Origin of the sequence: Candidatus Ichthyocystis sparus (assembly GCF_900078745.1) — a bacterium.
In the GTDB taxonomy this organism is placed as follows: domain Bacteria; phylum Pseudomonadota; class Gammaproteobacteria; order Burkholderiales; family 2013Ark19i; genus Ichthyocystis; species Ichthyocystis sparus.
On sequence record NZ_FKII01000055.1, the window covers coordinates 54,153 to 78,435 of the forward strand.

Consider the following 24,283-nt stretch of genomic DNA (forward strand, 5'->3'; position numbering starts at 1 on the left):
ACACACCACCTCTCATAGATCCTCTCGATTCACCTGCAGACGGTGATGAAGGTGGCAGCTCTCGATTCAGCAATGCCGCCTAGCTCCAACATCCACATCCTCAGCAGCAATACTGGTAGCAGCAGCTACCAGCGGAACACTACCAATATCTACAGGTGCAACAGAAGAGGAAAGTGCAGTAGAAGAGGAAGGTGAAGCGACGTCACTACTCATAGATACCCCCAAAGGTCCCCTAGCCGACCGCATCATAAATGATTTTTTCGGTCCCCTAAAATAATTAATACTAGCTGCTGCAGTGGCGGAGCCTCCGATAGCAGCAGAAACGCAAGAAGGGGCAGTGACCGGCACCATTGGTTGCTCAGATGAGGATACAGGAGTTGACTCACCTACTAATAAAACCTCCATCGCAGAAACAACACCTTCCCCAATTGATTCAACTTCTCTACTCGAAGAAGACTCGCCAAAAACAGTTGATACAGCAACAGGACCAGAACCAGCAGCAGGTGATCTAGAAGAATAAGACCGACCACAACTTTCCTGTAATAGCAACGAATGACCTGTAACATCAGCTCCCGAAGCCGCATCTCCACTTGTAATTCTATTACTACTCCCTGGCGTTCCTTCTGTACATCTCCTTATACGTTCTCTATGTCTTTGATCGACTGAGAATGCTGATTCAGGCACACCAGCGGTATCGAGGACATAAATTAAACCTTCATAAGTAACATCATCCAATGACCCATTTTCTAGTTCAGAACAAGCTTTATCAACTTCCACACCCCACCGCGAGTTAAATACATCACTGATTAGATCACGCACAACATGATCGAATCTAGATAAAAAACTTACTAAACCACCTCCACTTAATTGAAGCCCAGTACCAGGGGAATCCGATAATACTCTAATATTAGCAAGACCACGTATAAAGTCAGGACGGTAATTGCAATGATACATACCCAAACACCTAGAAATAAAACTATATAGATACAGTTCTCTATAGGTTTTTAACCAAATAGATCTCCCAATAATCGAAAGCCCACTATCCATAGCGGTTGAGATGTAACTGCAAATCGACTTAGAGAAAGATCGTGTAACAGATACACAAAATCTACGAAAGAAATTACGAATTAGTGGAATACTATTGGAGTGTAACTTAACACCCAGAGAATCAGCATATTGTTGGACATGTAGAAAAATTGGAACTGCAGAAGAAGACGGTATATCATCTCCAGCAGAAATAGGATCAGAAGGAGGTCCACCACGAGAATTTCCAACAGAAGATAACAAACTCAATTCTGAAGAATGAACAACAGGAGGCATCCAAACAGTAGCACGAACAGTTCTTGTCTCAACATGAGTAGGAACAGGAACATTTCCACTACACCTGCGTCTTTTTGCTGCAACTGGAGCAGTACTTGTCTCAATAGAAGACGGAGTATCATCTCCAGCAGAAATAGGATCAGAAGAAGGTTCATCACGAGAATTTCCAACAGAAGATAACAAACTCAATTCTGAAGAACGAACAACAGGAGGCATCCAAACAGTAGCACGAACAGTTCTTGTCTCAACATGAGTAGGAACAATCCCGCGTTTTTTTCCTTCTCTTTTCACGCGGAAACCTAATAGCACTAGAGATCGTACCACTTTAGGAACACCAGCAACATTCAGGACATCTACAAAATCTCCACAACTAACAGCACTCAAGGATTCCACTTCCAGAGAAAAAGAAATCTCACTCAAGCGAGAGTCAAAAATAGACTCCAACCGACTACGGATAGCACCATCTAGATTCGATAAAAAGTTTAGCAAATCATCCCCAGTTAATGACAATGCACTATGGTCAGAAGAATCAGATAATACTTGAATACCAGGAAGAGCTCGTATGAATCCAGGGCGATGACTAGCATGGTACTCACCAAGACACCTAGATATAAAAAAATCTTTACACATTGGACCATAAGTGCTGTAACAGATAACTCGCCCAGTCATTGAAAGTCTGTCAATAATTCTCGATGGGAACTGTTTTTTTACCATCGTCTCATAAACACGTCTAGCGAATTCACCAATTTCAAAAAAAAGATTTGCAATCATCTGGACGCTCTCAGGGGATAACATAACACCCAGTGAACTCAAAACATCCGGATCAAGAGTGGTAACCGAAGAAGAAGCAACAGCAGAAGTGCCACATTTTTTGGCAGAAGCCTTACCTCTACTCTTAACACTTACTCCCTTACCCAAAAAAGCAGAAGTAGTTGAAATAGCAGTAGCTGAAAAAGCAGCAGCTGTATCACGATTTTTGGCAGAAGACTTACCTTTACCCTTGGTATTCACCTCCTTGCCCACCACAGTGGCAGCAGCAGTAGAAATAGTGGCAGCAGGAGGAGCCTCAACTTGCTGATGCAAATCATCTACAGGAATAATACTCTGTAAAGAACCCTCCTCTTCTTTATTATTAACACCATTTTCCCTATCTGAGACATCACTAGAATCAGCACCAACAGCCGCGTATACAGGGTACACTACACTCCCCGCCTTTCTTACATGATTTATCATTCTTTATTCTTTTAACATACTATAATGAACACAAACACCAACATTACAGAAGAGAAGTTATAAATAATAGCAGAACAAAGCACACAGCACCACCAACAAACGAAGTCGCGCTTTGCTGCCTCACCTTTTTTGCTGCCTCACCTAAACACACATCACTAAAGGTAGCAAATCACAGTACAATGACAAAAGAAAAAAACACCACCCACCAGATCGTTACCAATCAGACACAATAGCTTGCATATAATCAATTTAAATAAAAAATATTTACATCCAGTTGTTCTCATCCCACCCAAAAAATTACCTGAGCTAAGCACAAACAATCCCACTGTCTATCACAGCGCTCATATCACCAAACCACCAAACAAAATAGCGTAAAGTGAACCTGTTTTCTCACCAAATGCGACCATCATCTGAGTACGAGGAGCATTGACGTAGACTGCATACATCAACAACAGTGACAACTACCCAGAGTCCAAAGAGGAAAACAACTGAACTTGATAACTCGTACGGCTAGATCACTCTTAGAAACGGCAGAAATAACATTGCTTGATAATATCAAAGTGACACACAAATTATCTGAGCAAAATAAGTGCAAGGAAGGGACAAAAAAGTGTACTTAAAAGTGATACTGTTGACACAAAATCAGCCAAAATAGTATAAATCCCAGGTATTACCTATATTCCGCAATAAAAAAGGGATAACTAGGATTTTACGTGACTATACAGATAGTCAATTTCAATTTTTTTATAGGAAAAAGGAAAAATTATAGAGAAAAATGCAGTGGACGAAAAAAATTGTAGATATCAAATCTTGGATCAGATCCCTCTTGGTACATAGCTGCGGTGTACGCTGCAAGAGCTAACCTGTCGCCCTCTTCTAATAACTGGAATGGTGTCTGGTGGGCGGCTAATGACAACGACAGAAGTAGATAATTGGCCAATTGATTACTAGAGAACAACTGGACCAGAGCCATTGTACTTCAAAAACAAGGACGATAATGCTGCCGATGATGAAAATATAGTTGACCACGTCTTCCAGTGAGAACACTTATACGAAGACGATGCCTCTGATTTTCGTGCTAAGGATGTGTCTATAAATACTCTAAAAGAACTTAGTAGGAAAAACGCTGGCCTGTAGAACGGGATGTAATTATTTGAATAATTTGACGTGTGTTGAAGCGGCCTAAAAAATTAGTGGCAAACAAGTAGGGCACATGCTTGTTTTATTTATCATTGGCAAAAATTGACAACGGCGTGGTTGATATAAACAAACGCGCACAGAAAATATTATATGAGTATATAGCTCTATAATTGTGTGTTTTACTTGATACTTACTTACAAAAAAAGATAACCCAATTATCGCATATATGAAATATTCTGATTAAGTAACAGTAAAAAAGTTGCAAAACTTAACATAAGAAAAAACTCGGACCACGTACAGGCGCGCAGAAGAAACAAAGATGGATATTTAATTTACCGCACAAAAATGCCCCTGCAGACAGCAAACGTATAAGATCATTTAACACTAATGGTGTAAGTAAGATCAATTCTCACAAACTACTCATTTCTTTTTCTTTTACGTCCACCATCTCCATCACCTCTCATAAATTCGCTCGATTCACCAGCAGACGGTGGTGAAGGTGGCGGCTCTCGATTCAGCAATTCTGCCAATCTCACTCCAATATCCACATCCTCAGCAGCAATCACTATTGGTTGCTCAGATGAGGATACAGGAGTTGACTCACCTACTAATAAAACATCCAGCTCAGAAACAACACCTTCCCCAATTGATTCAACTTCTCTAACCAATTCAAACGACTCCGAAGAGGAAGAGGAAGAGGAAGAGGAAGAGGAAACATCAGCATCTAATACTGAACGACCTGCAATATCATCTCCCGAAGCCATACCTCTACTTGTAATTCTACTACTACTTCCTGGTGTTTCTTCTCTACGTCTTCTTACAAGTTCCCTACGTCTTTGGTAGACTGAGAGTGCTGATTCAGGAACACCAGCGGTATCGAGAACATAAGTTAAATCTTCATAACTAACATCATCCAATGACCCATCTTCTAGTCCAGAACAAGCTCTATCAACTTCCGCAGCCCACCGCGAGTTAAACACATCACTAATTAGATTACGAACAACATGATCTAATCTAGATAAAAAACTTACTAAACTACCTCCACTTAATTGAAGCCCAAGATCAGAGGAAGGTGATAACAATCGAACATTAGCAAGACCACGTATAAAGTCAGGACGGTAGTTGCAATGATACGTACCCAAACACCTAGAAATAAAGTTATATAGATACAACTCCCTATAGGTTGTAAACCAAATAGATCGCCCAATAATCGAAAGCCCACTACCCATAGCATTTGAGATGTAACTGCGAATCGATTTCGAGAAAGATCGTGTAACAGATACATAAAAGCTACTAAAGAAGAAATCACGAATTAATATAACGCTATCAGGATGTAACTCAACACCCAGCGAATCAGCATATTGAAAATATGGGGGATCAGCATATTGAACACTTGGGGGAATTGAAACTGTAGAAGAAGACGGAGTATCATCTTCAACATAAATTGGATCAGAAGAGTGTCCACCACGAGAATCTCCAATTGGGTCAGAAGAGGGTCCATCACGAGAATCTCCAATTGGATCAGAAGAGGGTCCACCACGAGAATCTCCAACAGAAGATAGCAAACTCAATTCTGAAGAATTAACAGGAGGAGGCATCCAAACAGCAGCATGAACAGTTCTTGTATCAACATGAGTAGGAACAGGAACATTACCAACACCCCTGCGCCTTTTTGCTGCAACTGGGGCAGTACCTGTCTGAGCGGGAACAGAAACATTACCGCCACCTATCTGCCTCCCTGCTGAAACTGGAACAGTACTTGTACTAACATGAGTGGGAATAGGAACACTATCACCACCCATGTGCCCTCTTCCTGCTACAACAGGAGCATAATCGGGTCTAGGAAGCACAGAAGGCCAAACATGAGTGGGAACAGGAACACTATCACCACCCATGTGTCTTCCTGGCACAACAGGAGCATAACCAGGTCTATATCCAAAAACATGAGGCCAAACACGAGTGGGAACAGGAACATTATAACCACCCATGTGTCTTCCTGATACAACAGGAGCATAACCAGGCCTATATCCAAAAACAGGAGGCCAACCATGAGTGGGCACAGGAACATTATAACCACCCATGTGTCTTCCTGATACAACAGGAGCATAATCAGGTCTATATCCAAAAATAGGAGGCACAAGAGGCCAAACACGAGTGGGAACAGGAACATTATCACCACCCATGTGCCTTACTGCTACAACAGGAGCATAACCAGGCCTATATCCAAAAACAGGAGGCCAACCATGAGTGGGTCCTGATACAACAGGAGCATAATCAGGTCTATATCCAAAAATAGGAGGCACAAGAGGCCAAACACGAGTGGGAACAGGAACATTACCACCACTCATGTGTCTTATTGCCGGAACATAAAGAGGTCTATGTGTAGGAATCTGAGATCTATGTGTAGGAATATCGCGTTTTTTTTCCACGTAGGAACCTAATATCACTACCGATCGTGCTGCCCCAGGAGTACCGGCAATATTCAGGACATCTACAAAATCTTCACAACTAACAGCACTCAAGGACTCACCTTCCAGAGAAACAGAAACCTCACCCAAGCAAGAGTCAAAAATAGACTCCAACTCGCTACGGATAGCACTATCTAGATTCGATAAAAAACTTAGCAAACTATCCCCAGTTAATGGCAATGAACTACGGTCAGAAGAATCAGATACCACTTGAATTCTGGGAAGAGCTCTTATAAACCCAGGGCGATGATTAGCATGGTACTCACCAAAACACCTAGATACAAAAAAATCTCTACACATTGGATTATAAGTACTGCGCCAAATAGCTCGCCCAGTCACTGAAAGCCTATTACTCACTCTTGGTGGGAACTGTTTTTTTACTATCATCTCATAAAGACTTCTAGCGAATTCACCCACTTCAAAAAAAATATTTGTAATCATCTGAATACTCTCGGGAGATAGCATAACACCCAGTGAACTCAAAATATCCGGACTAAGAGTGGCAACCGAAGAAGGAACAGCAGCAGAAGTGCCACATTTTTGGGCAGAGTCCTTACCTCTACCTCTACCCTTAGTACTTACTCCCTTACCAATAAAAGTAGAAGTAGTTGAAGTAGCAGCAGCTGAAGAAGAAACAACAACAGCAGTATCACGCTTTTTGGCAGGAGCCTTACCTTTACCACCGGTACTCACCCCCTTGCCCACCACAGTAGTAGCAGCAGTTGAAGTAGTAACAGCTGAAGAAGAAACAACAGCAGCAGTATCACGCTTTTTGGCAGGAGCCTTACCTTTACCACCGGTACTCACCCCCTTGCCCACCACAGTAGCAGCAGCAGTTGAAGTAGTAGCAGCAGCAGTTGAAGTAGCAGCAGCAGGAGCCTCAACTTGCTGCAAACTATCTTTACTACCACCATCTTCGCCATCTGAGACATCACTATAAACAGCAGCACCAGTTACAGAAGCAGAGAAAATATCAACAGCAGCCACCCTCAACTCAGATAGAGGTGAAGTAGGTGCAGGCGAAAGTGCAGATTCTTCTAAAACTCCATCACCATAAGAAATACCTTCCTCAGTAGAGACTAAAACATCAACACTACTACCAGAAGAAGACTCGACAGATCCAGAACCTTCAGGTGATATAGTAACTGACACAGCAACAGAAGGAAGAGAAGATTCAGGCCGAGGCTGAGAAGATAATTCATGCTGAAACTGAAGTCGTGGAGGAGAGGCGACCAAAAAAGTACGAATTCCTGAACCCATACCCTCAGCACACCTACCACTACTTTCTAATATCCTGCTTCTGCTTATAACACACCTTTGCGACACAAGTCTTTCAGGGATGGGCTCAACAATAATAAGAGGCGAAGAAGATTCAGTACCCATAGATAATGCTCCAGCAGTAGATTCTTCAGCAGATAGAGCAGCATAGGAAATATCAACGGCAGCTACCATAGACTCAGATATAGGTACAGGTGCAGGAGATGCAGGAGATGCAGGAGATGATATAGGCGTAGATGCAAATTCTTCTAAAACCATCACACCAGACGCAGTACCTTCCGCAGTAGAGACCGAAGCATCAACACTACTACTAGAAGAAGATTCGACAGATTCAGAACCTTCAGACGGTACAGTAGTAGTATGATAAGCCTCAACTTGCTGCATGTCACCAGCAGGAATACTACTACTCTGCACAGCGCCCTCTTCCTCTTTATTACTACCACCATTTTCGCTATCTGAGACACCACTATGAACATCACCACCAATTACAGAAGCAGATAAAATATCAACAACAGCAGTTACCATCGACTCAGACAGAGGCGAAGGTATAGGTACAGGTGCAGGAGATGCAGGAGAAGATATAGGTGCAGATGCAGATTCTTCTAAAACCCTCACACCAGACACAGTATCTTCCACAGTAGATACTGAAACATCTTCAAGAATACTCGAAGAAGATTTATCAGAAGTAGAATCAGGACCCTCTAATAGCGACGAAGAACCTAATTGCTTCATAGATCTAAGACGGCGTTTAGGCAATGGTTCATGAGCTATAATATTAGACCCTGAAGCCGTACCTTCACTTGTAACTTCACTACTACTTACTAATGTCTCGCTTTCATCTATCATGTATTTTCGGACAATTGAAAATGCTGGTGCAAAAACAGAATCAACATCAAGCAATCTAATGAGATCTTCATAACTAACATTACTCAATGATACACATCCTAGTTCAGAACTAGCTTTATTAGCTTCCACATCCCACCTTAAGCTAAATATAGCCTTTATCAGATCACGAACAACACAATCTAGTCTCGACAAAAAGTCTACTAAGCTAACTCCACTTAATGGCATTAAATCACTACCAGAGGAACCTGGTAACACTCTAATATCAGCAATAGAGCGCATAAAACTAGGACGGTATCTGGAATGATATACACAAAAACACCTAGACATAAAACTAGACAGATGCAGTTCCCTATAAGTTCTGAACCAAACAACCCGATCAATGGCTGGAAGTTCACTAAACACAGTACTTGAGATATGATCGCTAACCGATCTTGGGAAAGACGCCATGAAAGATCTACGAATATTACGAAATAGTTCATGAAGTAGCCTGACACTATCAGGATGTAACTCAACACCCAGCAAAGCAGTACATTCAAGATATGAAGGAACCGAAACTGTAGAAGAAGTTAGAGTATCACCACTTTCAAGAACAGGTGGTGTCCAAACAGGAGCACGAACAACACTTCTATCAGAAGAAGGTTCAGCACCATGATGTCTAACAGTAGACGGTAGATTCAATCTGGGAGGTCGTAAAGAAGAAGAATAAGTTAAAACATCATCCCCTTCAAGAATAGGTGGTGTCCAAATAGGAGCACGAACGATATTTGCCTCAGCAGAAACCGAAACATTATCACTACCAGTACGTCTCCCCGCTGCAATTGGACCAGAAGAAGACTCATCACTGGAAGATCCATCTTCAGGATGAGACGGAGATGGCATACGATCTGGAGCAGTAATAACCCCTGATTCCGTAAGTTTAATCGTGCCTCTACTTATTTCCCTTGCTAGAGCAGAATTTGTTACCGTTATCGATAACGCCACTTCAGGAATACCGGCATTGTCAAGGACACTTATGAAATCTCCACAACTAACACCATTCAATGCTTCCCCTTCCAGAGAAACAGAAACTTCATTCCAACAAGATCTAAAAATAGACTCCACCCTGCTACGAACAGCACAATCTAGTCTCAATAAAAAATCTAGCAAACCACCACCGCAGGCTAATGGCACCGCAACAGGCTCAGGAGAATCCGATAATACTTTAACTTCAGGAAGAGCACGTACAAGATCGGGGCGATGCTCGGCATGGTACTCACAAATGCACATGGATACAAAAACATCTTCACACATTTCCCTGTAAGTGCCACACCAAATAGCTCGCTCAGTCAATGAAAGTTTGCCACTCACGCTTGATGGAAGTTGTCTGCCCGCCATGCTAGCGTAAAAACGCCTAGCTAATCCACCAATTCTAAAAAAGAGATTCGAAATTATCTGAACACTCTCAGGAGATAGAGTAACACCCAATGCAGTCAAAACATCCGGACCAACAGCAGGGGCTAAAGGGGCTGAAGAAGCAGCAGACGCACCACGCTTTTTGGCAGGAGCCTTACCCCTACCCTTCTTGGTACTAACCCCCTCGCCTACAGCAGCAGCAGCAGTTGAAGTAGTGGCAGTTAAAGCAGCAGGAGACTCAACTTGCTGCAAACCGCCCCCGGGAATATCACCCTGTACAGTGACCTCTTCACCTTTATTATTGTCACCACTATCTTCACTCTCTGGGACACCGCTGGAAGCAGCACCACCGGTCGCGGATACGGGATACAAGACACCACCCTCCATTATAGTCTAAATTTATTATTCTTCGTTCTCATTTATTATTCTAAAACTTAACCATTCTCACATCCCGGCACAAACAAACAAACCAACATTACAGAAGAGAGGCATACACTGAAGGTATGCAACTCACAAGTAAATGATAAAGGCGAAAAATACCTCCCATAAAACATAATAGCTTACATATAATTAATTTAAAAACATCCAGTTATTCCCATCTATTCCCCCTAAAAAAACCTCCTGATCTGACATAGACAATCTTACGATCTACCATAACTCTCATAGCACCAAACCACCAAACAAAACAGCGTAAAGTGAATCTGTTTTCTCACCAAGTGCAACCATCATCAGAGTATGGGGAGTATTTAGGCATAAACCCGACCAATAAATGTTGGTTCCTCACACAACAAAAAAACACCTCCTAGAGTACATTGCAAAGAAACAATAAAGCGCCCAATACAAGCAGTAAACAAACTAAACGTTAATCACATCGCCCTATAATATCAAAGTGACACACAAATTACCTGTGCAAAACAAGTGCAAAGTAGCAACAAAAAAGTGTACTTAAACCAGGGTAGGCACTAGGCTCGACTCCCTAGGAGGTATTGAACAATAGTATAAACCCCAAGTATTGCCTATATTAAACAACAAAAAACGGGACAATTAGGGTTTTCTATAGCCCTACAAGTAGTAAATTTTATAGGGAAAAGTAAAAATCATGGAGAAAAAAATGCAGAGGACAACGAAAAAATTTTAAATAGCAAATCCTGGATCAGGTCACTCTTGGTATATAGCTGCGGTGTACGCTGCAAGAGCTAACCTGTCACCCTCTTCTAATCCAGAGCCATTGTATTTCAAAAACAAGGACGATAATGCTGCCGATGAGGAAAATATAATTGGTCACGTCTTCCAGTCAGAACACTTATACGAAGACGATACCTCTGATTTTCGTGCTAAGGATGTGTCTATAAAGACTCTAAAAGAACCTCGTAGGAAGAACGCTGGCCTGTAGAACAGGCTATAGATTTGCATGGTCTAACGTGTGTTGAAGCGGCTCAAAAAATGGAATCATTCATGAAAAATCAACAATACTTACAATAATACATGGACGTGGTAGAAATGGAATTTCTGTATTACGTACGATGGTAAGGCATGGACTAAAGATTAACTCTCATTCTGTCTTGGCGTTTTGTTCCGCACCACAAAATACGGGAGAATCTGGCGCCACGTTAGTTCTTATAAAAAAAGTAGGCATTGCCGCTAAAAAGCTTAGTTGATATCATCCAGTCTTACCAATGGCCCAGGTGGCGGAATTGGTAGACGCGCTAGGTTCAGGTCCTAGTGGTGGAAACACTGTGGGGGTTCGAGTCCCTTCTTGGGCACATATTAGCAGCAAACAAGTGGAGCACGTGCTTGTTTTATTTATCATTAGCACAAATCGACAACGGCGTGGTTGACATAAACGAACGCGCACAGAAAATATTATCCTTGGCGATAAATGCTAGGAAGCGTGGGGTTTCTGTGCTGGTAACTCCTGAACTGTCTTTGTGTGGATGTCCTCCAAACAACGCTATGCTCCAAAGTTCCTTTTTGCTTGCTTGTCAGAGGAGTATTGATTGGCTTTGCAGCTCTCTACCGGAAGATATAGCTGTAACGGTAGGGGTACCACTTCCTAGCAAGGAGAACGCATCCGTTGTTATTGGTAAAGGCAAGATAATACATACGATTTATCAACGACATTACGATAGCTCAGACATTATGCACAGGTCGTATTATTTTAAGTCCAGCAATTCACCATCATCCCCCATTATGTGGAATGGATTAAATATTCTATTCATGATGGAGGAAGAGGAAGCAGAGGAGGCAAAAAATTGTGATCTGGCCATATTGATTAGAACTTGCCCATTTTTACGAGATCATAGAATCAGGGATGTAGCAAAAAATTTAGCAAAGCAAACCATGACTCCGTTCGTGCATATAAATGGCATAGGAGGACAGGATAGCTTTGTTTTTGAAGGTAGTTCTTCTGGATATAACCCTAATGGCGAGTGTGCGTTTCGCTTTCCGTCATTTAAGGAAGATATTCAAATTCTGAAAATAGAAAAAGAGAGAATACTACCGCAATCAATATCACCATCTTTCTTATCAGATGAAGAGGAAACTGTAGCAGCTCTGAGAGCCGCCCTATCCAATTACTGTAGGCAACACAGATTCTCAAAGATAGTGTTGGGGGTATCCGGAGGTGTTGACTCCAGTGTTGCACTATGTATAGCTGCTGATGCTTTGGGTCCGAACAACTGTCACGGGTTAATTTTACCATCGCGCTTCAACAGCAGTTCTAGCATTGCTGACGCACAAGAGCTAACACAAAAGGTGGGATGTACCACTACGACTATATCAATAGAACCAATATTAAAGCAATACGAATCGTGTATGAACATTACCAGTGGAATTGCTCATGAAAATTTGCAGGCTAGGATACGTGCTCAAATTATAATGGCATACTCCAACAAATATAATGCTCTGGTAATAAACACCAGCAATAAATCTGAAATATCAGTTGGTTACTGTACTCTTTATGGTGATAGCATAGGTGGAATTGCTTTAATAAGTGATTTATTTAAAACCGAAGTATATTTACTTGCTAGATGGTATAGAAACGTTAAAGGCTTGATATCGGAGAGAATTATAAACAAGGAACCATCGGCTGAGCTTCGTTACAACCAAATGGATACTTGCAGCCTACCAGAGTACGAAAAGCTGGATACTATAATACGAACATATATTGAAACTGGGTCGTACCCAGATGATATTCCTGAACAGGAATGCATGGATGTTGTTGGTAAATTTCACCAAAGCGAGTATAAAAGGAGACAACTCCCTCTTGGACCAATATTATCTAAAAGGTACTGTTGTTCTCCTACATGGCCTTGGCCTACTTACTGGCCAAACATTGCTGGACGTAATACAGAATAACTCCTGAGGCCACAGAAACATTTAAACTAGAGACAAAACCATGCATAGGGATTCTCACCATTCTGGAGCATCCTTCTCTGGTTAAGCGTCTCATGCCGCGCCCCTCGGAACCCAAAACCACCGCAACTCCGGAAGTCAAATTTTCTGGGTGCCATTCCCATAAGTCTGAGCCAACATCATCTGAGGTGCCAACCACATCTATATCAAAATCTTCTCTCATCATTTTTATAGTACGTGCCAAATTGGTTACGTGTATTAATTTAATAAATTCACTAGCACCGGATGAAGACTTTACTGCAACACTAGTTAAACCAGAACTTTTATTTTTGGGCACAATAACAGCTGTAACTCCGGTGGCATCAGCCACACGCAAGCACGAACCTAAATTGTGTGGATCAGTCACACCATCTAGAACCAATAACAAAGGCCTAGTGGAATTGGCCAAAACATCATCAAGATCATACGGTGGTAAGGGCAAAACTTCCAACACAATACCTTGGTGGTTAGAATCGGCAACTAACTTAGATAAATAAGCTCCATCACAGCCAACACGAGGAATACGATTATGCTCTAATTTCTTCAACACACCGTGCATTCTAGGATCAGAACGTGAGGATAAGAAATAAGCTCTTTGGATTCTATCAGGATCTCTATCCAACAGCATATTGGTCACATGAAAGCCCATCAAAAACCGTACCATATTCTATATTTTCCGAGTAGATTATAAATAAGGAAAACATATCACAGGTGAGAGAAATAACAAATAAGACAAATACATATATTTAATTAATATAAAGTCATTGCATAACACAGAAAAATATTAACAGAACAGAATAAAAAAAATTAATCAATACATTTAATATAAATAGATCACAAAATTACGTACTTTACTTGACATTAATATTTTGAGATAATCTGAGAATACAAACTAATGGAAAAGAATTAAGGGCTATGAGCTGTAAGGTATGATATAAAGCCCTGGCGGTCCTTCATGCATATTTAAACCATGCACCGACTTTAGTCATTACACTAACAATAAACAACCTCAAAAATCTTGCAATTTCTTACACAGGATTTATGCGAAACCTCTGACACATACATGACAGTACATGTCCTGCTGTTGCAACAAAACTTACCCTCTAAAATGGCCACCACTAGATACTGTAGTAACGTAGTCTCCAATAGCAGAACAGAAACAGAAGAAGGAACAGTGATCGCCATCATTAATCACTCAGATGAGAATATAGAAGTTGATTCACCTACTAACAAAACCTCCGACGCAGAACAACACCCTCCCCAACCTATTCAACTTCTCTAACCAATACAAACTACTCTGAAGAGTAAGAGAAAATATCAGCATCCAATACTGATTCAGATAGAAGTGAAGATAAAGATAAAGATAAAGATAGAGGAGAAAGTGATTCACCTTCCAAAACGTCTAAACTAGAAGCAGCACCTTCCACAGCCGAGTCTAAAACATCATCACTAATATTCGAAGAAGATTCGCCAAAAACAGTTGACACAGAAACAGGGCCAAGACCAGTAACAGTAGGAGGAGCAGGCAAATAAGACCCAGTATCCTCAGGTGACACCACAAAAGCAGAAACAGTAATAGCAGGTGATCTAGAAGGAGACCGATCATAACTCTCCTGTGATAGCAACGAATGACCTTCAATACCTCCCACCGAAGCCGTACCCTCACTTGTAATTTTACAACTACTACTTCCTGGTGTTCCTTCTCTACGTCTTTTTGCACTTTCTTTACGTTTTTTTGCACTTTCCTTACGTCTTTGGGAGACCGAGAGTACTGATTCAGGAACACCAGCGATATCGAGAACATAAATTAAATCTTCACAACCAAAACCATCCAATGAACCATCTCCTATTTCAGAACAAACTTTATCAACTTCTATACCCCACTGCGAGTTAAATACACAACTAATTAGATCACGAACAACAAGATCTAATCTAGATAAAAAACTTACTAAACTACCTCCACTTAATTGAAGCCCAAGATCAGAGGAATCTGACAATACTCTAATATCAGGAAGAGTACGTATAAAATCAGGACGGTATTTGTAATGATACAAAACCAAACACCTAGAAATAAAATTATACAGATGCTGTTCCCTGTAGGTTGTGAACCAAACAAATCGCCCAATAACCGAAAGTACGCTACTCATAGCAGTTGAAATGTATTTGCGAATCGATCCCAAAAAAGACATTTCAATAGATAAACGAACTCTACGAAAGAAATTATGAATTAGTGGAACGCTATCAGGATGTAACTCAACACCCAGCGAATCAGCACATTCAAGATATGAAGGAATCGAAACTGCGGAATAAGATGGAGTATCATCACCAGCAGAAGGAAGCACCAAAACAGGAGCGCAAACAGCCCTTGTCTCAACATGAGTAGAGACAGGAACATCACCCGCGAGTCCTTCTGCTGCAACTTGGTCAGAAGAAGTTCCAGCACGAGAATTTCTAGCAGAAGACAACAGACTTAATTCGTAAGCATTAGCAAAAGGAGGCACCCAAACAGGAGCACGAATGACCCTTGTTGTCTCAACATGAGCAGGAAAAACATTGTCTGCAGGAAATACCGCGCTTTTTTTCCCTACTTTCACGCGGGAACCCAATAGCTCTGTCGATAGTAATACTTTTTTAGGAACACCAGCAACATTCAGGACATCTACAAAATCTTCACAACTAACATCACTCAAGGACTCCTCTTCAAGAGAAACTGAAACATCACTAAAGCAAGAGTTAAAAATAGACTCCAACTCACTATGGATAGCGCCATCTAGATTAGATAAAAAACTTAGCAAATTCTCACCAGCTAATGAGAATGCACTATGGCCAGAAGAATCAGATACCACTTGAATGCTAGGAAGAGCTCGTACAAAGCCAGGGCGATGACTAGCGTGGTACTCACTAATGCACCTAGACATAAAAAAATCTTTACACATTGTACTATAGGTATAGTACCAAATAGCCCGCCCAGTTACTGAAAGTTTGTCACTCACGCTTGACGGAAGCTGTTTGTCTAGCATAGACCTATAAACACCTCTAGCGAATTCACCAATTTTAAAAAAAAGACTCGCAATCACCTGAACACCCTCGGGAGATAACGTAACACCCAGTGAACTCAAAATACCCGGATCAAGAGTAGTAAGCGAAGAAGAAACAGTAGTAGAAGTGCCACGTTTTTTGGCAGAGGCTTTACCTCTACTCTTGGCACTCACCCCCTCGCCTACAGCAGCAGCAGTTGAAGTAGTGGCAGTTAAAGCAGCAGGAGACCCAACTTGCTGCAAACCGCCCCCGGGAATATCACCCTGTACAGTGATCTCTTCACCTTTATCATTGTCACCATTATCCTCTTCACTCTCTGGGACACCGCTGGAAGCAGCACCATCGGTCGCGGATACGGAATACACGACACCACCTTCCATTATAGTCTAAATTTATTATTCTTCGTTCTCATTTATTATTCTAAAAACTTAACCATTCTCACATCCTGGCATAAACAAATAAACCAACATTACAGAAGATAGGCATATACCGAAGGTAACAGCTCACAAGTAAATGATAAAGGCGAAAAATACCTCTCATAAAACATAATAGCTTACATATAATTAATTTAAAAACATCCAGTTATTCCAATCTATTCCCCCCTAAAAAAACCTCCTGATCTGACATAGACAATCTTACGATCTACCATAACTCTCATAGCACCAAACCACCAAACAAAACAGCGTAAAGTGAATCTGTCTTCTCACCAAGTGCAACCATCATCAGAGCATGGGGAGTATTTAGGCAGAAACCCGACCAATAAATGTTGGTTCCTCACACAACAAAAAAACACCTCCTAGAGTACATTGCAAAGAAACAATAAAGCACCCAATACAAGCAGTAAACAAACTAACCGTTAATCACATCGCCCTATAATATCAAAGTGACACACAAATTACCTGTGCAAAACAAGTGCAAAGTAGCAACAAAAAAGTCTACTTAAACCAGGGTAGGCACCGGACTCCCTAGGAATTATTGAACAATAGTATAAACCCTAGGTATTACCTATATCACGTAAAGTAACAAATAATGGGACAATTAGGGCTTTACATAATTCTACAAATAACCAGAGCTAATGGAGAGATTCAAAAAACACGCGGGACGCTTTGACACTAAGATTGTATTTGACAATATAGAAAAATCATATCTTGGTGAAATGACATCACGATTCCGTATTGAAGGATCCAATACTACATGTAGTTAACTACATGCAATTAATTTAATTACAGCAACTGGTGCCAACGCAAAATATTTAGGACTATCATCTGAGCAGGCTTTTGGTGGGAAAAGAGTGTCTACGTGCGCCACATGTTATTGAATAATAACCCAACACAATACTCACGCCAATTCGTTCATCCTTAAATACACCGTTCTTTCCGGTGGTTTATATTAATACTAATATAAAAAGTATAGGATAAATTTACAGCTAACTCATCCTTTTCCTTTTACGCCCACTTCCCCTCAGAGCACTACCTTGACGTGAGGAAGAAGACAACCTACCTCTACCACCTCTCGTAGAGCTACTTGATTCGCTGGCAGACGGTGGTGAAGATGGGAGACCCCGATTCAGCAATGCTGCCAATCTCACTCCAACATCCTCCTCCTCAGCAGCAGATACTAGCTGAACATTACCAACATCCCCAGATGCAGAAGAGGAAGATCCAGCAACGGCACCACTACTTGTAGGCACCTCAGAAGCACCCTTAGTTAACGCACGCATAACAAACAATTTCTTAGGTCCGCGAAAACAACTAGAAGAACTATTACCAGCTGCAGTGGAAGATTCCCCCATCCCTATAGCAGCAGAAACAGAAGAAGGGGTAGTAATCGGCTCTATTATCTGCTCAGACGAGGACGCAGGAGTTGATTCATCTACTAAAACTCCCGACTCATAAACAACAATTTCCGCGGTTGATCCAACTTCCCTAACCAATACCGCAGGTGACTCTGGAGAAGAAGGGGAAACATCAGCATATAGTACTGATACAGATGCAGATCCTGACTTAGATGAAGATGAATCATCTTCTGAAACCCCCAAATCAGAAACAACACCCTCCGCAGTCGAGACTAAAACATCATCAGCAGTATCATGATGACAGGTACTATCATCAGCAGTACTTGAAGAAGACTCGTCAGAAACAGAAACATTGGAAGCAACATCAGTAGCAAACAAACTAGAGAGTTGATCTTTATCTTTATAAAAAAGAGATCTAATAAATTTAGGAGACCTATCACTCTCCTTATCCAATAGCAACAAAGGTCCTAATTGTATCTCAGATAGAAGACGACGCTTAGGTAATGATCCGGGTCTAGGTCGAGATGACAATTTAGTCTGAAGTTGTACACCTAAAGATGAAGAATGCATAAGACCTGTAATACCACCTTCTGAAGTCGTACCCTCACTTGTAATTTTACTACTACTTACTGATTTTTTGCTTTTACTTACCGTGCTTCTTTTTCCTGATGTCTCACTTTCATCTACCACATATCTTCTATTTCTCATATACTTGTAGTAGACTGAAAGTGCTGCCATAGGAATGCCAGCAATATCGGCAACTTTAATAAAATCTTGACAAACAACATCACTTAACGATCCGCATTCTAATCCAGAACAAGCTTTAGCGGCTTCTGTATCCCACTTCGATCTAAACATAGTCTCTATTAGCTGACGAACAGTACAATCTAGTCTCGATAAAAAATCTACTAACCCACCTCCAATTAATGGAACTAGTCCACCTCCAGGAGAACGTGATAGTAATCCAACATCAGCAATAGCACGTATAAAAGCAGGGCGGTACCTGTAATGGTACACACAAAAACACCTGGACATGAAACTACATAGATGCAGTTCCCTATAAGTTCTGAACCAAATAGCTTGCCCAACCCCAGAAAGTTCACTACTCAAAGCAATTGAGATGTAATTTGCAATCGATCTCGATAAAGACTTCATGGAAGACCCACGAATGTTACAAAAGAGATCATGAACTAGTTTGGCACTAGCAGAATGTAACTTGACACCCATCGAATCTACACATTGAATACGTGAAGGAATAGAAACAGAACGTAGGTCATCCCCCTCATTAAGAACAGGTGGCATCCAAACAGGAGCACGAATAATATTTGTCTTAGAACACTTAGAAACAGGAAGGGAAACACTATCACTATCCGCAGTTCTTTCTGTTGCAGTCGGATCAGAAGAGGATCCAGCACTAGAATCTCTAACATAAGGCAACAAATTCAATTCGGAAAGTATTATGGAGGGAGACGTAACACCAGCTTCAGCGGAAATAATCGGTATACAAACAGGAACAAGAATAATAACTGCCTCAGAACAAGTAGAAACAGGAACATGAAGGTTATCGCTAACAATATGTGCTTCTGCTGCAACTGGATCAGAAGAAGATCCAGCACCAGAATCTACGATAGAGGGCAACAGATTAAATTCGGTAGGTCCTACAGAAGAAGATTGAACACCCTCATCCTCATCAAAAACACCCCCCTCATCATTACTAACAGGTGGTATCCAAACAGGAGCACAAATAGTATTTGAATCTGCCTCAGAACGCGTAGAAACAGTAACTCCATCGACACCCGTGTGTTTTTCTGCTGCAGAATCTGGAGCAGTAATAATTCCTAATTCTGTACGTTTAATTTTGCCTTTAACTATTGCTTGATTTATAGTGGAATTTGCTAACAGCACCGATAATGCTACTTCAGGAATACCAGTAGCGTCGAGGGCACTAACAAAATCCTTGGAACTAACATCATTCAATGCCCCCCCTTCCAGAGAAACAGAAACTTCATTCCAATGAGAGTTAAAAATAAACTCCACCTTGCTACGAACAGCACAATCTAGTCTAGATAAAAAACCTACCAAACTATCCCCAGTTAACTGAACTGCAACATGCTCAGAGGGATCCGGCAGTACTTTAATCCTAGGAAGAGCACGTATAAAACTAGGGCGATGTTTATCGTGGTACTCACCAAGGCACATGAATACAAAAACATATTCACACATTTTCCTATAAGTACTATACCAAATAGCTCGTACAGTCAACGGAAGCTTTTCTGATGGTAATTGTTTGCTTACCATACCATTGTAAATACGTCCAGCGAATGCACCAACTTCAAAAAAGAGATTTTCAATTATTTGAACACTATCAGGAGATAGAGCAACACCCAATGCACTCAAAACATCCTGATCAATAGTAGAACCTGAAGAAGAAACAGCAGCAGCACCATGCTTTTGGGCAGGAGCCTTACCTCTATTCTTAGTACTCACACCCTTACCCCCAACATCAGCAGTAGTTGAAGCAGTAGCAGCTAAAACATCGGTAGCATGAACCTCAACTTGCTGCAAACCTCCTCCAGGAATATCACTCCCTGCAGTAATCTCCTCTTCCTTATCTCTACTATTATCCCCTCTCTCTGGGACATCACTAGAAACAGCAGCACTAGTTACAGATACAGGATGCACAATACCCCCTCGCATTATTATAGCTCTTACGGCTTATATTTATTATAAATTAAGAAACGCACATAACACTACCAATAAACAAAGTAGTATGTTACTACTATCAAATCACCTGGACTAATACAGAAACCATGTCCTCACAACCTCCCTTGTAACCTGTCATAGTCCTCATGCCACCAAACAAAATTAAAATAAACCTGCTTCCTCACCAAGTGCAATCATTATCTAAGTACAAGAAATTTTGCTATGAACCGCATATATCAATAAATGTTATAATTGCTAAGAATTCAAATGGAAGCTGAAATTCTCAAACTCATACAGCTAGATCGCTCTTAAAAATGGTAGAAACTACCAACAAACATGTTCTTCTCAAAATCTCATAGAGTATCACTGCAAAGAACAGTACAGCACCAAATACACTCCCCCCAAAAAAACAGACTGAACGTTAAACGCACCCCTTGATAGTATCAAATCGACGCACAAAATAAGTGCAAGATAACAAAAAAAGTGCCCTTAGAAGTGATATCGTTGACACAAAATCAACCAAAGTGGATATTAGATTCCATCAAAAGTTATTGACAATAGTATACTCCCAAGCATTGCCTATAATATTATTACGTAACAAAAAATGGAATTAGGTTTTTATATGACTCTACAAATAATTAGTTTTATAGGTATAGGTAAAAGTAAGAAAAAATGCAAAAGATAACGACAAAATTGTAAGTGGCAAATTAATTATTCTGGCTTGGATCAAGCTCCTCTGGATACGCTACACGGTACCGTCCGGGCAGAATTTTTTAGGAAGTGGAATATCTGCATGTGCCACATGTTATTAAATAAAGATAGAAAACCTACCCATAAAAACCTAAATAAACATAAGAGAAAAACGCGAGCCACACCTAGGCACCAAGAAAAAACAGGGATGGACATCGGTATAGCACAAAATCACCCCTGCAAACAGCAAATGCGTAATATTGTGTAATACTAATAATAATAAGTAAGATCAATTCTTAAAATTAACTCATCCTTTTCCTTTTCCGCCCACTCCTTCCCTGAGTACTGCCCCGAAGTGAGGAAGACAAACCACCACTACCACCTATCGACCCACTTGATTCGCCGACGGGCAGTGGTGAAATTTGCATATCTCTATTAAGCAATTCTGCCATTCTAGATCCCAAATCATAATCCTCGGCAGAAGTACCAGCAACTACAGGTGAAACATCACTAACATCCGCAGAAAAAGAAGAGGAAGAAGATCCAGCAGCAACACTACCACTTGTAGGCGCCTCTAAATATTCCCTAACTAATTGTGTAACAAAGGAAGAGTAAACATCTTCGTCATATAGTCCTGATGAAGATCCTGAGGATGAAGATCCCGACTCAGACGATGAAGATCCCGACTCAGATGATGAAGATGATTCATCCTCCAAAACTATCAAATCAGAAACAGCGAGAGGCAAAGAAGAAGATCCAGCACCTTCAGGTAACGCTACAAAAGTAGAATCAGCATTAGTAGCAAATACATTAGCAGACTGATCTCTACAAGAAAACAATTTAACAAGTCCAGAAGAAGATTGATCCCTATAATAAAACAATTTAACAAATCTAGAAGGAGATTGATCTCTACAATGAAGCAATTTAACAAATCTAGAAGTAGATTTACCAGGATCCTCCTCTAATAGAAACAAAGATCCTAATTGCACCCCAGATAGGTCATGAGACTCAGCAGATGGAGATGGAGATGGAGATGAAGATGGAGGAGATAAAGGTGCGAATGAAATCGAAGGTGGAGATGAAGGCGCAGGAGATGATACACCTGCTAAAACTCCAGACCCACAATAATAATCACTATTATCGGTACTCGAAGAAGATTCGTCAAAAACGGAAACGGTCCTAGGCCGAAGACGATACTTAGGTGATGATTCATGTTCAGAAGACAATTTAGGATGGAGCTGTACACTTGAAGACGAAGATTGCATAGGATTTGCAACATCATCAACTGAAGCCACACATTCAGTTGTAATTACACCACTATCTACTGATGTCTTGCTTTTACTTATCGCACGCCTTCGCCCTAACGTCTCGCTCCTATTTTTCGCATAGCTTTTACTTCTCGTATATTTGTGGTAGACCGAACGTGCTGCTATAGGAATGCCAGCATCACTTAGGACTTTAATAAAATCTTCACAAACAACATTACTCAATAACTCACCTTTTAGTTCAGAAAAAATTTTAGCAGATTCCATATCCCACTTCGAGTTAAACATAGCCCTCGCTAGATCAGCAATAACACAATCTAGTCTTGACAAAAAATCTACTAAACTATCTCCACTTAACGGAACCGGACTATGATCTGCGGAACTTGATAATACTCGAATATCAGCAAGAACACGTATAAACGTAGGACGGTACTTGGCATGGTAAATACAAAGACACTTAGACACAAAATTACATAGGTGCAGTTCCCTATAAGTTTTAAACCAAATAACTCTCCCAACCCCTGAAAGTTTACTACTCACAGCAGTTGAGATGTACCTTGCAGTCGACTTCCCCAAGGAGTGCATGAAAAATTTACGAATTCTAAAAAAGAGCCGATGAATTATCCCGACACTATCGGGATGTAACTTGAAACCCAGCAAATCGATACATCGAACATGTGAATAAGGAACAGAAATAGAAAGTAGGGTATCAATAACAGGTGGCATCCAGACAGGAGCACGAACAATGTTTACATTTGCCCCTGAATGCGTAGAAACAACACCTCTACTAGGTCGAGGGCGTCTTTTTTTTGCTGCAGTTGGACCAGAAACAGAAAGTAGGGTATCAATAACAGGCGGCGTCCAGACAGGAGCACGAACAATGTTTACATTTGCCCCTGAATGCGTAGAAACAGGAACAACAACATCTCTAATAGGGCGAGGGCGTCTTTTTTTTGCTGGAGTTGGACCAGAAGAAGATCCTAATCGTAAGTAAGATTGACAACACCTACGAAACAAATTAGAACGGGACCCGGGTACCGATGGACCTGGAGCATCCGGAGCAGTAATAACTCCTGATGCTGTACGTTTAAGAGTACCTCTGTTTATTTCTTTCTCTATAGAGGAGCTTGCTACCAGCATCGATAATGCTGCTTGAGGAATACCAACAGTATCTAGGACACTGACAAAATCTTTACAACTAACATCACTCAAGCCCACCTCTTCCAGAGAGGCAGAAGCTTTGTTCCAATTAGAGATAAAAATAGACTCCAACCTAGTACGTACAGCACGATCTAGTCTCGACAAAAAATCTAGCAAACTATCCCCAGCTAATGGCGCCGCAACACTGTCCGGGAAATCCGACAGTACCGGTAATACTTTAATTCTAGGAAGAGCAAGTATAAAATCAGGGCGGTGCTTAGTATGGTACTCCCCAAGACACACGAGTACAAAAACATCTTCACACATTTTCCTATAGGTACTGTGCCAAACAGCTCGCTCAATCAACGAAAGTTTGTCACTCAAGCTTGATGGAAGTTGTTTGACTACCAGGATATCGTAAAGACGTCTAGCTAATTCATCAACTTTAAAAAAGAGACCTGCAATTATCTGAACACCATCAGGAGACAGAACAACACCCAACGCGCTCAAAACATCCGGATCGACAGTACAACCAGAAACAGCAGCAGCAATACCACGCTTTTTGGCAGGAGCTTTACCTT

General features: G+C 41.0%; 9 protein-coding genes, 1 tRNA gene and 2 pseudogenes. 6 read left to right on the top strand and 6 right to left on the bottom strand.

Going from position 1 to position 24,283, the window contains the following annotated elements; translation table 11 throughout:
* Positions 1-66 precede the first annotated feature (66 nt).
* Complete coding sequence (locus tag A6733_RS05525) at positions 67-2,520, bottom strand: hypothetical protein (RefSeq protein ID WP_092460605.1); 2,454 nt, start codon at positions 2,518-2,520, stop codon at positions 67-69.
* Positions 2,521-3,353: 833 nt separating this feature from the next.
* On the opposite strand from A6733_RS05525, the pseudogene A6733_RS08370 reads away from it, so the two are divergent.
* Positions 3,354-3,498: pseudogene (locus A6733_RS08370) on the top strand (thioredoxin-disulfide reductase); the annotation flags it as partial.
* Positions 3,499-4,109: 611 nt separating this feature from the next.
* On the opposite strand, the gene A6733_RS05530 reads toward A6733_RS08370, so the two are convergent.
* Entirely contained in the window at positions 4,110-10,049 is a 5,940-nt protein-coding gene (locus A6733_RS05530; RefSeq protein ID WP_141663465.1) for a hypothetical protein, read from the bottom strand.
* Positions 10,050-10,857: 808 nt separating this feature from the next.
* On the opposite strand from A6733_RS05530, the gene A6733_RS05535 reads away from it, so the two are divergent.
* The 4 genes from A6733_RS05535 to nadE all read left to right on the top strand — a co-directional run bounded on the left by A6733_RS05535 (position 10,858) and on the right by nadE (position 13,034).
* The gene (locus tag A6733_RS05535; RefSeq protein ID WP_092403673.1) at positions 10,858-11,070 is read left to right on the top strand and encodes a hypothetical protein; all 213 of its coding nucleotides are present in this window, start codon (positions 10,858-10,860) and stop codon (positions 11,068-11,070) included.
* Between the two features lie 76 nt (positions 11,071-11,146).
* Positions 11,147-11,335 carry a Smr/MutS family protein gene (locus A6733_RS09875; RefSeq protein WP_369332828.1) on the top strand — a complete coding sequence of 63 codons (189 nt, stop codon included), beginning with the start codon at positions 11,147-11,149 and terminating at the stop codon, positions 11,333-11,335.
* A gap of 21 nt (positions 11,336-11,356) precedes the next feature.
* A tRNA-Leu gene (locus A6733_RS05545) sits at positions 11,357-11,440 on the top strand.
* Complete coding sequence (nadE, locus tag A6733_RS05550) at positions 11,400-13,034, top strand: NAD(+) synthase (RefSeq protein ID WP_092460610.1); 1,635 nt, start codon at positions 11,400-11,402, stop codon at positions 13,032-13,034. The genes A6733_RS05545 and nadE overlap by 41 nt, the downstream gene beginning before the upstream one ends.
* Here the strand turns inward: nadE and rlmB are convergent.
* Positions 12,994-13,734, bottom strand: coding sequence for a 23S rRNA (guanosine(2251)-2'-O)-methyltransferase RlmB (gene rlmB, locus A6733_RS05555; protein WP_092403611.1), 741 nt, complete (start codon positions 13,732-13,734; stop codon positions 12,994-12,996). The genes nadE and rlmB overlap by 41 nt on opposite strands.
* A gap of 628 nt (positions 13,735-14,362) precedes the next feature.
* Positions 14,363-16,474 carry a hypothetical protein gene (locus A6733_RS05565; protein WP_092460612.1) on the bottom strand — a complete coding sequence of 704 codons (2,112 nt, stop codon included), beginning with the start codon at positions 16,472-16,474 and terminating at the stop codon, positions 14,363-14,365.
* A gap of 854 nt (positions 16,475-17,328) precedes the next feature.
* Here A6733_RS05565 and A6733_RS09920 point away from each other — a divergent pair.
* Positions 17,329-17,421 (top strand): annotated as a pseudogene (locus A6733_RS09920) (thioredoxin-disulfide reductase); the annotation flags it as partial.
* Between the two features lie 114 nt (positions 17,422-17,535).
* On the opposite strand, the gene A6733_RS05570 reads toward A6733_RS09920, so the two are convergent.
* Both A6733_RS05570 and A6733_RS08960 read right to left on the bottom strand, forming a co-directional pair.
* Complete coding sequence (locus A6733_RS05570; RefSeq protein ID WP_092460615.1) at positions 17,536-20,586, bottom strand: hypothetical protein; 3,051 nt, start codon at positions 20,584-20,586, stop codon at positions 17,536-17,538.
* A 1,013-nt stretch (positions 20,587-21,599) separates the two neighbouring features.
* On the bottom strand, positions 21,600-24,283 hold a 2,684-nt coding region (locus A6733_RS08960; protein WP_176696780.1), incomplete at its 5' end, for a hypothetical protein.